Source organism: Enterococcus sp. DIV0561 (genome assembly GCF_050539875.1).
In the GTDB taxonomy this organism is placed as follows: Bacteria; Bacillota; Bacilli; order Lactobacillales; family Enterococcaceae; genus Enterococcus; species Enterococcus faecalis.
Genome location: NZ_CP172927.1, coordinates 100,225 through 112,742 on the forward strand (window position 1 = coordinate 100,225; position 12,518 = coordinate 112,742).

The window sequence follows — 12,518 nt, forward strand, 5'->3', positions numbered from 1 at the left end:
TTGACATATGTACCTTTCGATTGAAGAATTTATCGATAAAGCTGAAAAAACAGGAAAAAAAATCTCTGATTTGATGATTGAGCAAGAAATGGAGCGTAGCCAAAAAAGCTATGAAGAAATTTGGACACAGATGGGTCAAAATTTGGATGTCATGGATGCAGCTGTTAAACGCTCGCAAGAAGGAGCAGGCGTTTTTTCTCCTACTGGGTTAACGGGCGGTGATGCGGCACGTTTAAAAAAATACCGCGCAGCTGGCAAAACGTTATCAGGTGATTTAATGATGTCTGCAGTTCAAGCCGCACTAGGTACTAATGAAGTCAATGCAGCAATGGGCGTTGTTTGCGCAACGCCAACTGCTGGTGCAAGTGGCACCTTACCAGGGGTTTTAACAGCGATTAAAAATACCTTGAATTTAACGCGTGATCAACAAATTCGTTTCTTGTTTACCAGTTCTTTATTTGGGATGGTCACAGCCAACAATGCGATGATTGCTGGTGCAGTTGGTGGATGTCAAGCCGAAGTAGGCAGTGCTTCAGCGATGGCCGCCGCCGCAGCTGTTGAAGCGGCTGGCGGAACACCACGCCAATCTTCTGAAGCTTTTGCTATGGCTTTAGGGAATCTATTAGGTTTAGTTTGTGACCCAGTGGCTGGGTTAGTCGAAATTCCTTGTGTCAAACGAAATACAGTAGGTGCAGGCAATGCGTTAATCGCTGCAGATATGGCTTTAGCTGGAATTGTAAATAAAATACCAGCAGATGAAGTAGTGGAAGCCATGAATAAAGTCGGCCGTCAATTACCACGAGAATTGAGAGAAACGGGTTTAGGTGGCTTAGCTGGCACAGCGACTGGCCAACGAATGAAGAATGAGATTTTTGAAAAAGTAAAATTCACCATTGTTTAAAATTTAATCATGAAGAGGGAAATAAGATGCTGGATATGAAAAAAATTCGCCAAAATGTAGAAGTGGTGCAGAAAAAGTTAAAAACACGTGGTGTGGACGAGGAAGTTTTATTACGCTTTTTGGCTTTAGATGAAGAACGGAGAGCGTTACTTGTTAAAGTTGAAGAATTGAAAAAACACCGTAATCAGGTATCAGGAGAAATTGCACAATTAAAGCGTGCACAAAAAGATGCTTCACAACAATTGCTAAATATGCAAGAAGTTAGCGAGCAAATTAAAGTTTTAGACCAAGAAGTTGTTCATTTGCAAGAACAATGCACAGCCATTGCAGAACGTCTGCCTAACTTACCTCATGAGAGCGTGCCTGTTGGTGCAGACGAAGCCGCCAACGTAGAAGTTCGGCGGTGGAGTACGCCGAAAACTTTTTCATTTGAACCGAAACCACATTGGGAAATCGGTGAAGCCTTAGGAATTTTAGATTTTGAAAGAGGCGCGAAAGTATCTGGTAGCCGTTTTCTTTATTACAAAGGCTTAGGGGCTCGTTTAGAACGAGCGGTCTATAATTTTATGTTAGATCAACATGTTAATGAACATGGTTATACCGAGGTGATTCCTCCTTATTTGGTCAATAGCAAAGCAATGTTTGGCACCGGTCAGTTTCCTAAGTTCAAAGAAGATGTTTTCCAAGTTGCAGAAAGTGATTTGACGCTGATCCCCACAGCGGAAGTCCCATTAACTAACTACTATAATAATGAAATTTTAGAGGCGCAAGAGTTACCGATTTATTTTACTGCTTTAAGTCCTTCTTTTCGCTCGGAAGCGGGTAGCGCAGGCCGTGATACCCGAGGATTAATTCGTTTACACCAGTTCCATAAAGTAGAAATGGTTAAATTTAGTGATGCAGAACACTCCTATGAAGAATTAGAAAAAATGACCAACAATGCTGGAGACATTTTAGAAAAATTGGGCCTCCCTTATCGAGTGATTACTCTTTCGACAGGTGATATGGGCTTCTCGGCAGCGAAAACCTATGATTTAGAAGTTTGGATTCCGGCACAGAAAACGTATCGAGAAATTAGTTCTTGTTCAAACTGTGAAGACTTCCAAGCACGTCGGGCGTTGATTCGTTATCGTGATAAAACGGGTCAAGTTCAATATGCCCATACACTTAATGGGTCAGGACTTGCTGTTGGTCGAACAGTGGCTGCCATTTTGGAAAATTATCAAAATGAAGATGGCACGGTAACGATTCCAGAAGTTCTACGTCCTTATATGGGCGGTTTAACGAAAATAGATTAAAAAAGAAGGTTGATGTCACAACATCAACCTTCTTTTTTAATTCGTTAAATCCGTTAACCAATGCCCAATTTCTTGAAAAACTGTAGCTTTTTCCGTTTCTAATAAAATTTCATGACGCAAAGTGGGAAATAGTCGTAACGTCACGTGCTGAAAACCTGTATGCTTTAATTGCTTTTGAATTTTCGCTGGCCCCTTGCTGAAATCACCAACTGGGTCTTCAGCGCCACTAATGATTAAAATAGGTAATTCTTTTGGGATAGCTTGGTACCAATTCCTTTGATTGGCTCGTTTAACAAGCGAAAAAAGGGTAGCAAAACCATTGTTGGTAAATACGAAGCCCATTAATGGATCATTTTCATAGTCAGCCACATTGGCTTGATTTTTAGAGAGCCAATTAAAGGAACTTGCTTCAGGAAATTTTTTGCTAAAAGAACCAAATGCCAGCTTATCAATGAACGGAGCTGGTTTTTTCGGCTGTTTCTCGGCCATTTTTTTAATAAAAGGCAATGCGGCGGTTAAAGGTAACGGACTTGTTCCAGTGCCCATGAAAATGACTCCTTGCATAGTCACAGGATAGTCTTGCAGGTAGTTGCGCAAGGCGAAAGACCCCATGCTGTGACCCATCATAAAATAGGGCAATTGTGGATAGTGATTCATAGCCCATTGTTTCACTTGATGAATATCTGTAACGACATTTTCAGGCCCTTGTTCTCCAAAAAAACCATAGATCGGTGCGCTTGGTTGTACAGATTCGCCATGACCTAGATGATCATGCCCAATTACGGCAAACCCTAATTGATTTAAAAAACGAGCAAATTCATCATAACGTTGGATATGCTCTGCCATGCCGTGAATCAATTGAACTACGGCTTTGGGTGAAGGACAGGGCCAATGACGTACATTGAGCTGAGTTTGTTGATCGTTTGAAGTGAGTATGAATTGTTCAGTCATAAGAAACCCTTTCTTTGCTTTTTGATTATTATACAAAAAAAAGACGGTGTTCAAAAGAAAAACTCATTATTTTATTAGAATAAAATTACATTACAGCTTTTATTCTTTAATAACTAAATGCAAAGGTTGACCAAAAAATAACTTTATATACAAGCTTTTGGACAAGCAATGTTTTTTAACATTAAAACAATTGACATTGTTTTCTAATTATAATATATTTGTTTTATAATTTAGTAAGGAGTGATAAAATGAAAAAGATTAACGAAACGGTTGCAAGAGAAGTTAAAGCTGGTTTTCATTGGCATTGTTGGTTGTGTAATGCAGGTGGTGGAAGTAAAGCAGGTTACTTAAGACATGTGCAAGTATATAACCATATTTTTGTTTCATATTGGAGATAAAATGTTGTCTTTTCAAAAGAATACAGTTTTAGTCAACAAAAATTGTATTCTTTTGAAGTTGCACAGATAATATGAGGATTGTACGAATGAAAAATATGAAGGTATTATACAATATCTTAGCTTTGTTAGTTATTACAGGATGTGCTACACCTGAGTCTCTAGTGCATAAGCAAGATGATGACTCGGCTATCGATGTGGTTGAAACGTATTCAGAAGCAGAACAAATAGCCTTTCCCTATTATTATGTTCAGTTAGTTGAAGTGAGTAGATTAAAAAAGGAAGCTAACAATAGTATAAAATTAACACTTAATTTATTGAATGATGGAGTTCCTCAGAATACACAGATAAAAGATATATTTTCAGTTAAGGCTTTACAAGGTGAAGTTAATTTGAAAAATTTATCCACTAAAATTGAGGGAGATAAATTTTTAAAAACGAGCACAGTAGTTGTTGAATTTCTGTTAGTATCTGATGAAGAAGTAATATTTGAATTTACTTCCACATACAAAGAACAAATAAAAAAACATTATAGCGTATTTTTAGAATGAATTGCAGGTTAGATAATGAATATTAAGTTGATAGATGTAAAAGTACTGACTCAAAAAAATTTTTTTCTTTATCAAATTGATTTTGTTGAATTCTCTAGCAAAGAAGTCTCTTTTATTATAGGAAAAAGCGGCGTAGGTAAATCAACGCTTTTAAACATACTCGCAGGTGAACATCCGTATTTTACGGGAGAATTTGTTCTAGATGAAAAAAAAGTCTGTTTAGATACGAGGAAAAAATTGATATCGTATAGGCGGAGCATAGGTTATGTTCACCAAGATTTTCAACTAATTGAATGGTTAAGTGCGTATGAAAATATTGCTTATCCCTTAAAAATCAAAAAAATTCCTAGTCAGATTATCAAAAAACAGGTCGAGAAACTAGCTGTGGAATTAAAAATTACAGAGTTACTACACACGAGAATCTCTCTTCTTTCAGGAGGAGAGAAACAACGGGTTGCTATTGCTAGGGCAATTATAAAAAATCCTGAACTTATTTTGGCAGATGAACCTACAGGAAATTTAGATCCAGATACATCAAAAAAAATAATGAATATTTTATACCGTGTAAGTAATAAGTATAATATCCCTCTAATCGTGGTTACACATGACTATGATCAGATTCCATCAATAAAGAAGAAGATTTACGAAATAACAGAAAAAAAATTGAATGAAGTTATAGAGGTGGAGAATTGACTATAAATAGGTCTAATTACTTATTAAAAATAAAATCAATCAGTAAATATTTCTATTTTTCAATGTTTATTAACTTATGGATTACTGTGTTTGTCCGATTATATTTTTATGTCTATTTATTTAAAAAGAGCCAAGAAAAGGATGCTCAAAACATCTCTCCAATTTTCCATTTGTTTAATAATGATACTTCAGAAGAATTAATTTTCTTGTTAGCAATGCTGGAAGTGAGTTTGTTAGTATTAATAATTGCATTATTTTTATTTTTTATTTTTTACATTGTTATGCAATTAAAGAGACGATTCTTGTTGTCACAACAAGAACTACAGATAAAAACATCCCTTGGATGTAGTCCGCTACAATTGACTAAAGAGTTTTGTTTAAAATTATTAACAGGTACATGGATAGGAAGTGGTATAGGGATATCTATAACAAGTATTTCATATTTCTATCTGTATGACTTTTTAATCGATACTCGTGCTCAAGTTTTTTTAATTACTCCTTTCAATTTTTTCTTATTTTATGATTTGAAACTATTTTTAGGGGTACTTATTTTTTGTGGAATTCAATTTATTTTTGTATATCAAAAAGTAATATCTAAATATTTCAAAATAGGGGGAAGATATGTTTAAAAGGATAAGACAAACAGAAATAAAGGATTGTGGACCAGCTTGTTTAGCAACCATCGTAAACCTTTCTGGTGGGAAGTTATCTCTGGTGACAGCTAAAGAATTAACAAAAACAAGTGAATCTGGGACTACGATTCAAGGAATACTGGATGGATCAAGGAAATTAAACTTAAATCCTGAAGGGCTTGAAGGTAATTGGGCTGAATTAATTGAAGGTATACAAAATAATGAAATACATCTGCCTTTTATAGCACATATCATTACAAAATCAGGTTTAGCTCATTTTGTAGTAGTGGAAGCTATAAATAAAAAGCATATCAAAATCTTTGACCCAGCTCTGGGGATTTTAAAACAAGAATTAAAAGATTTTCAATCTACTTGGACAGGAAGAATAGTGAACTTTGATATAGATAAAATAAAAAATTCTGTTCCTAAGATGAAAAATCACAATTTTTATTATGAGAGCTTAAAGCAAGAAAAAGGAACCTTGAGCATTGTTTTATTTTTTTCAATCATAATGGCATTAATTTCTTTTATAGGAAGCTTCTCTTACCAAAAATTTATAGATACTTTTATATTACAGACAGAAAAAAGCGTGCAGAAAATACATACATATAACTTTTTTGAAAAAATCTATCTAAATATACTTGATAATTTTAATTATTTATTTATGGCTATCATTTTGTTATATCTATTTCAATGGATTTTAGGAATAGTACGTACGTTGTTTATAGCTAAAATGTCAAAGCGTATGAATGATAGCTTGTTCTCAGTTTTTTTGAATAAGCTTATAAATATGGAGATAGTTAACTTAAAAAGTAAAAACAGTGGAGAAGTGCTGACAAGATATAATATAGCTACACAAGTACAATCAATATTGACTAGACTAGTACTATCGCTGTTTTTGGAATTTTTTATAGCATTAGCAGGTGGAGCTATCTTATTTGTTATAAGTAAGGAACTTTTTAGTATTACCTTAGGAATATTTTTTAGTTATTTATTAATTACTATATTGTTTATTAAGCCTTTAAATAAAGTTAATACTAAAATTATAGACATAAATTCAAGAACAATTACTTCATTAAATGAGATTTTAAATGGATATGAGACAGTTAAAGTTTTTCAATTAGAAAATTTTTTTACTAGAAAATTTTTAAAAAATGCAAAAAAACTGACTTCTCAAGAAAAAATTAGTGTAATTTATCAGAACGTACAATCTAGTATCATTATTTTGATCGAATCAGTAGGCACACTTTGTGTATTATGGCAAGGGGGGATATTAGTAATTAATGGAGGTATAAGTATTGGGCTACTAATAGCCTATATATCACTGATAACTTATTTTACTTCACCAGTAAAAAACATCATTGAATATCAAAAAGAGATACAAAACGTAGTTGTTATGGTTAGAAAGTTAAATGATATCATTCATGTGACAAAAGAAGAAACTGAATCTATCGCAAAACAAATAGACTTCAATAATTCAAAAAAATTATCTGTAAAGAAACTTCGATTTTCTTACGGAGCTACTTCTTATGTTTTGAAAGATTTTTCAGAAGAATTTTATTTTGGAAAAACATATGGTATCTACGGTAAAAATGGCAGTGGCAAAAGCACTTTAAGTAATATCTTAGCATCACTTTATAAACCAGACCAAGGACATATATACCTTGGTAACAACAATATTTTCAATAATATAAGTTCCTATAGAAAAGACGTTATCCAGATAACGAGCAGACCGTTTATAATGGCTGGAACAGTAAAAGAAAATCTGTTCTTAGAAGCTGATTCATTTGATGATGAATATATTTATGATATTTTAAAAAATATAGGATTGGAAGAAGTAATAAATTCCTTTCCTTTAGGATTAGATACAGTAATAGCAGAGGGTGGAATTAATTTATCAAGTGGACAAAAACAAAAAATAAATTTGGCTAGAGCATTGTTAAGGAAGCCAAAAATACTTATTTTAGATGAGGCCATGAGTAATTTGGATCAGAGCAGTAAAAGGAAAATATTAGAATATATCAGAGATACATTACCAAAGAGTTTAAGGATATATATAGCTCATGACGAAAAATCTTTAGATTTTGTGGATGAGAAAATTATATTGAATTGAACTGTTTAATTTTATGTAAATAGTTATCTGATAATTAGTAGTAAGAGATTCAATGAAATAATTGTATCTCCAGAGGAAAGTATCCTCTGGAGATTTTTATCTTTAATAAAAATAGCAATGATGTCAAAAAATAGTCGATTTCACTAAGTGACGAATTATGGGTGGTACAAATACTGCTGGAAATAGTTGTTAACTTCAAGGGCATCTTCTTTATTTTTTGAAAGAATTAAGATAGTATCATCCCCAGCGATGCAGCCCAAGATATGAGGGTTGTGGATACGTATGCGATCAATTAAAACCCCGATGGCTTGCCCGTTGCCAGGTAAGACGGTTAAAAGATTTGTGAACTCTATTTGTGTTAAAGAAACACCAGTTTCAATAATAATGTCAACAAGACGTTCTTCATCTGTTTTATATTTTGGACGAAGGGCAGAATTATTCAAGATACGATAATAGGCTTCTCCTTGACCATTGTCTACTTTGTTTAAATTCAGCTCACGAATGTCACGAGAAATAGTTGCTTGTGTGGTGTGAATATTTTCTTTTTCCAATAATGCTAGTAATTCACTTTGTGTATGGATTTCATTTTCTGTGACCAATCGCTTAATCATCGTTTGGCGTTTTAATCGGTTCATTACTTTCCTCCAGTTCAGTTAATCATGCAGAAAAACATCATTGCTGTTATTTAAAACGGTGCCAGTAATTCCCTAAAATCACTGTACAACGTTTTACTAAATTGTGCAAGTCTCACTTTTTTAAATGCGAAATATCCGGCAAAATCAATGAGAACCTTTTAGCTAAACGACCCTTTTTCTATTCTAATTAGAGAGATTCTGCTAGTATTGCTTTGTAAATGTCTGGAGGAAGGGTGTTATTTGTGAATAAGCAAACACGCCAAAGTTTGATTAAAGAAATCATTCAAACAACCGTAATTCATAGTCAAAATGAGTTGTTAAGAGAATTAAAAAAGCGCGAGATAAATGTCGCACAAGCAACGATTTCACGGGATTTATGGGAATTAAAAGTCGTCAAAGCATTAGATGAGTCTGGCGAGATGCGGTTAACGATTTTTGAACAATTCACTTCTTTAGAAGAACGAAAAAAAGAACAGTTGATACAAGCAATTCGTGAGGTAGTGACCAAAGTTGAACGTGTCGCCTTTTTACTAGTGGTTCATACATTACCAGACAACGCAACATTGTTTTCAGCTGTACTTGATGAAGTGTCTTTGTGTGAAAAGAAATGTTCTGTCGCTGGCTTCGACACTGTTATTATTGTTTCATCATCCGAGGAAAAAGCACAAGAACTAGAGCAGTATTTTCAACAATTTATTCAGCCAACACCTTTGTCAAAAAGTAACGCATAAATGGAAGGGAGCCAGAAGTCGTTTTGACTGCTGACTCCCTTCCTTTTGCCTATATAAGATTATAACTTTATGAAGTGCATGAAGAAATATTTTTTTTTGAATAAATGCATTTTTTTTTATTTAATTATGCATTATTTTTTTAGAATATCTATGAAAGCGCATTCTTTCAGGCTGGAAATATGCATAAGAAAGAATACCGTTGTATATTTGGTATTTTGTTTGGCAAATGGCTCACGTCCTAGGTTAATCAGGTCTGTTATTCTGTGTTTGTAATTAAGTTGAGGAGGTTATTTCACATGAGTCATCCAATTAATGTATTTTCTGAAATCGGGAAATTGAAAACAGTGATGTTACATCGTCCAGGTAAGGAATTAGAAAATTTAATGCCAGATTATCTGGAGAGATTGTTGTTTGATGATATTCCGTTTTTAGAAAAAGCACAAGCAGAACATGATGCATTTGCAGAGTTGTTACGATCAAAAGATATCGAAGTGGTCTATTTAGAGGACTTAGCTGCTGAAGCGTTGATTAATGAAGAGGTCCGCCGACAATTTATTGACCAATTCTTAGAAGAAGCCAATATTCGCAGCGAATCAGCAAAAGAAAAAGTTAGAGAGTTAATGTTAGAAATTGACGACAACGAAGAACTTATTCAAAAAGCGATTGCAGGCATTCAAAAACAAGAATTACCTAAATATGAGCAAGAATTTTTAACAGATATGGTTGAAGCGGATTATCCATTCATTATTGATCCAATGCCTAACTTATACTTCACACGTGATAACTTTGCGACAATGGGCCACGGGATTTCTTTAAATCATATGTATTCAGTAACTCGACAACGGGAAACCATTTTTGGGCAATACATTTTTGATTATCATCCTCGTTTTGCTGGAAAAGAGGTTCCTAGAGTTTATGATCGTTCAGAATCAACCAGAATTGAAGGTGGCGATGAATTAATTCTTTCAAAAGAAGTAGTGGCCATTGGGATTTCTCAAAGAACGGATGCCGCGTCAATTGAAAAAATTGCGAGAAATATTTTTGAACAAAAATTAGGATTCAAAAATATCTTGGCTTTTGATATCGGTGAACATCGTAAATTCATGCATTTAGATACCGTTTTTACCATGATTGACTATGATAAATTTACGATTCATCCAGAAATCGAAGGTGGTTTGGTTGTTTACTCGATCACTGAAAAGGCAGATGGAGACATCCAAATTACAAAAGAAAAAGATACATTAGATAACATTTTATGCAAATACTTGCATTTAGACAATGTTCAATTAATCCGTTGCGGCGCTGGGAATTTAACCGCAGCAGCCCGAGAACAATGGAACGACGGTTCAAATACATTAGCAATTGCCCCTGGGGAAGTTGTTGTTTACGATCGGAATACAATTACGAATAAAGCGCTAGAAGAAGCAGGCGTGAAATTGAATTACATTCCAGGAAGTGAACTAGTACGTGGCCGTGGTGGCCCTCGTTGTATGAGTATGCCACTTTACCGTGAAGATCTTTAAAAAACACCCAAAAATAGGAGGAATCATCATGAATTCAGTATTTCAAGGACGTAGTTTATTAGCAGAAAAAGATTTTACAAGAGCAGAATTAGAGTATTTGGTAGACTTCAGTATTCACTTAAAAGAATTGAAGAAAAAAGGGATTCCACATCACTATTTAGAAGGAAAAAATATCGCTCTTTTATTTGAAAAAACTTCGACACGGACACGCTCTGCATTTACTACAGCAGCGATTGATTTAGGGGCACATCCTGAGTATTTAGGCGCCAACGATATTCAATTAGGTAAAAAAGAATCTGTTGAAGATACAGCGATTGTTTTAGGTAGTATGTTTGACGGGATTGAGTTCCGTGGGTTTAGTCAAGAAGTAGTGGAAGATTTAGCGAAATATTCTGGTGTTCCTGTTTGGAATGGTTTAACGGATCAATGGCATCCAACACAAATGATTGCGGACTTTATGACAGTGAAAGAAAACTTTGGTCGTTTAGAAGGAATCACTTTAGTATATGTCGGCGATGGCCGTAACAACATGGCAAACAGCTTGTTAGTGACAGGTGCTATTTTAGGCGTAAATGTTCGTATTTGTGCACCAAAAGAATTGTTCCCTTCTGATGAAGTCGTTAATTATGCAAAAGAATTTGCGAAAGAATCTGGTGCAGAATTAATGATTACAGACGACGTTGCTAAAGGCGTTAAAGGAGCCAACGTGTTATATACAGACGTTTGGGTGTCCATGGGTGAAGAAGATAAATTTGAAGAACGTGTCAATCTGTTGAAACCTTATCAAATTAATATGGCTATGTTAGAAAAAACCGAAAACATGGATGGCGATTTAATCGTATTACACTGTTTACCAGCCTTTCATGATACGAAAACACAATACGGAGAAATGGTTGCTGAAAAATTTGGCATTACTGAAATGGAAATTACGGATGAAGTCTTCCGCAGTAAATATGGTCGTCAATTTGAAGAAGCAGAAAACAGAATGCATTCTATTAAAGCGATCATGGCAGCTACTTTAGGCAACTTATTCATTCCTCGTGTGTAGGAAGCAACTGAAAAAACATTGAAAAAAGAATAGTTGTTTCGCCCTTTAAGAGTTTCTTTTGAAGGGCGGCCTATTCTTTATTATGATAGGAAAGAAGGATTTGTAATGGGGAAAAAAATGGTCGTTGCACTAGGCGGAAATGCCATCCTTTCAAATGATGCTAGTGCACATGCACAACAGCAAGCATTAGTTCAAACATCTGCCTATTTAGTTCATTTAATTAAACAAGGGCATCGGTTGATTGTTTCACATGGCAATGGTCCACAAGTCGGAAATCTATTATTGCAACAACAAGCAGCTGATTCTGAAAAAAATCCAGCAATGCCGCTAGATACGTGTGTTGCTATGACACAAGGAAGTATCGGCTACTGGTTGTCCAATGCGCTTAATCAAGAATTAAACAAAGCAGGAATCAAGAAACAAGTGGCTACTGTTTTAACACAGGTGGTCGTAGATCCAGAAGATGAGGCTTTCAAAAATCCAACAAAACCGATCGGTCCATTTTTTACAGAAGCTGAAGCCAAAGAAGCAATGCAAGCAGGTGCTATTTTTAAAGAAGATGCAGGACGTGGCTGGCGCAAAGTCGTTCCAAGTCCTAAGCCAATTGACATCCACGAGGCTGAGACTATTAATACCTTAATAAAAAATGATATAATTACCATTTCATGTGGTGGTGGCGGCATCCCTGTCGTAGGACAAGAATTAAAAGGTGTCGAAGCAGTAATCGATAAAGATTTTGCTTCTGAAAAACTAGCAGAATTAGTGGATGCGGATGCACTAGTTATTTTAACTGGCGTGGATTATGTGTGCATTAATTATGGCAAACCAGATGAAAAACAATTAACCAATGTCACTGTAGCAGAGTTGGAAGAATACAAACAAGCGGGTCATTTTGCACCAGGTAGTATGTTACCGAAAATTGAAGCCGCCATTCAGTTTGTAGAAAGCCAACCCAATAAACAAGCAATTATCACTTCTTTGGAAAACTTAGGAAGTATGAGCGGCGATGAAATCGTAGGAACGGTTGTGACAAAATAAAGTATAGTA

General features: G+C 34.9%; 13 protein-coding genes. 11 read left to right on the forward strand and 2 right to left on the reverse strand.

Going from position 1 to position 12,518, the window contains the following annotated elements; genetic code table 11:
- The first annotated feature begins 7 nt into the window (after window positions 1–7).
- Both sdaAA and serS read left to right on the forward strand, forming a co-directional pair.
- A complete protein-coding gene (sdaAA, locus tag IGM13_RS00420) occupies window positions 8–901 on the forward strand; it encodes an L-serine ammonia-lyase, iron-sulfur-dependent, subunit alpha (protein ID WP_002356122.1) in 894 nt (297 codons plus the stop codon).
- Between the two features lie 26 nt (window positions 902–927).
- Window positions 928–2,199 carry a serine--tRNA ligase gene (gene serS, locus IGM13_RS00425; RefSeq protein ID WP_002383464.1) on the forward strand — a complete coding sequence of 424 codons (1,272 nt, stop codon included), beginning with the start codon at window positions 928–930 and terminating at the stop codon, window positions 2,197–2,199.
- Between the two features lie 36 nt (window positions 2,200–2,235).
- Here the strand turns inward: serS and IGM13_RS00430 are convergent, their stop codons facing one another.
- A complete protein-coding gene (locus IGM13_RS00430; RefSeq protein ID WP_002419419.1) occupies window positions 2,236–3,186 on the reverse strand; it encodes an alpha/beta hydrolase in 951 nt (316 codons plus the stop codon).
- A 212-nt stretch (window positions 3,187–3,398) separates the two neighbouring features.
- Between IGM13_RS00430 and IGM13_RS00435 the strand changes: the two genes are divergently transcribed.
- The 5 genes from IGM13_RS00435 to IGM13_RS00455 all read left to right on the forward strand — a co-directional run bounded on the left by IGM13_RS00435 (window position 3,399) and on the right by IGM13_RS00455 (window position 7,534).
- Entirely contained in the window at window positions 3,399–3,548 is a 150-nt protein-coding gene (locus tag IGM13_RS00435; RefSeq protein WP_002367605.1) for a hypothetical protein, read from the forward strand.
- Window positions 3,549–3,634: 86 nt separating this feature from the next.
- The gene (locus tag IGM13_RS00440; RefSeq protein ID WP_002383461.1) at window positions 3,635–4,096 is read left to right on the forward strand and encodes a hypothetical protein; all 462 of its coding nucleotides are present in this window, start codon (window positions 3,635–3,637) and stop codon (window positions 4,094–4,096) included.
- Window positions 4,097–4,111: 15 nt separating this feature from the next.
- Window positions 4,112–4,789: an ABC transporter ATP-binding protein gene (locus IGM13_RS00445; RefSeq protein ID WP_002383460.1), complete on the forward strand. Its 678-nt coding sequence runs from the start codon at window positions 4,112–4,114 to the stop codon at window positions 4,787–4,789.
- Complete coding sequence (locus IGM13_RS00450) at window positions 4,786–5,418, forward strand: hypothetical protein (RefSeq protein ID WP_010714982.1); 633 nt, start codon at window positions 4,786–4,788, stop codon at window positions 5,416–5,418. The genes IGM13_RS00445 and IGM13_RS00450 overlap by 4 nt, the downstream gene beginning before the upstream one ends.
- Window positions 5,411–7,534, forward strand: a complete 2,124-nt coding sequence (locus IGM13_RS00455; protein WP_002419418.1) for a peptidase domain-containing ABC transporter — start codon at window positions 5,411–5,413, stop codon at window positions 7,532–7,534. Before IGM13_RS00450 ends, IGM13_RS00455 begins: the two co-directional genes overlap by 8 nt.
- A gap of 155 nt (window positions 7,535–7,689) precedes the next feature.
- Here the strand turns inward: IGM13_RS00455 and IGM13_RS00460 are convergent, their stop codons facing one another.
- The gene (locus IGM13_RS00460) at window positions 7,690–8,169 is read right to left on the reverse strand and encodes an arginine repressor (RefSeq protein ID WP_002356125.1); all 480 of its coding nucleotides are present in this window, start codon (window positions 8,167–8,169) and stop codon (window positions 7,690–7,692) included.
- Between the two features lie 218 nt (window positions 8,170–8,387).
- Here IGM13_RS00460 and IGM13_RS00465 point away from each other — a divergent pair, with 218 nt between their 5' ends.
- The 4 genes from IGM13_RS00465 (at window position 8,388) to arcC (ending at window position 12,509) form a co-directional block, all read left to right on the forward strand.
- Entirely contained in the window at window positions 8,388–8,900 is a 513-nt protein-coding gene (locus IGM13_RS00465) for an arginine repressor (RefSeq protein ID WP_002387472.1), read from the forward strand.
- A gap of 296 nt (window positions 8,901–9,196) precedes the next feature.
- The gene (arcA, locus tag IGM13_RS00470) at window positions 9,197–10,423 is read left to right on the forward strand and encodes an arginine deiminase (protein ID WP_002356129.1); all 1,227 of its coding nucleotides are present in this window, start codon (window positions 9,197–9,199) and stop codon (window positions 10,421–10,423) included.
- A 25-nt stretch (window positions 10,424–10,448) separates the two neighbouring features.
- Window positions 10,449–11,471 carry an ornithine carbamoyltransferase gene (gene argF / locus IGM13_RS00475; protein WP_160747730.1) on the forward strand — a complete coding sequence of 341 codons (1,023 nt, stop codon included), beginning with the start codon at window positions 10,449–10,451 and terminating at the stop codon, window positions 11,469–11,471.
- Between the two features lie 105 nt (window positions 11,472–11,576).
- Window positions 11,577–12,509, forward strand: a complete 933-nt coding sequence (arcC, locus tag IGM13_RS00480; RefSeq protein ID WP_002419417.1) for a carbamate kinase — start codon at window positions 11,577–11,579, stop codon at window positions 12,507–12,509.
- Window positions 12,510–12,518 lie beyond the last annotated feature (9 nt).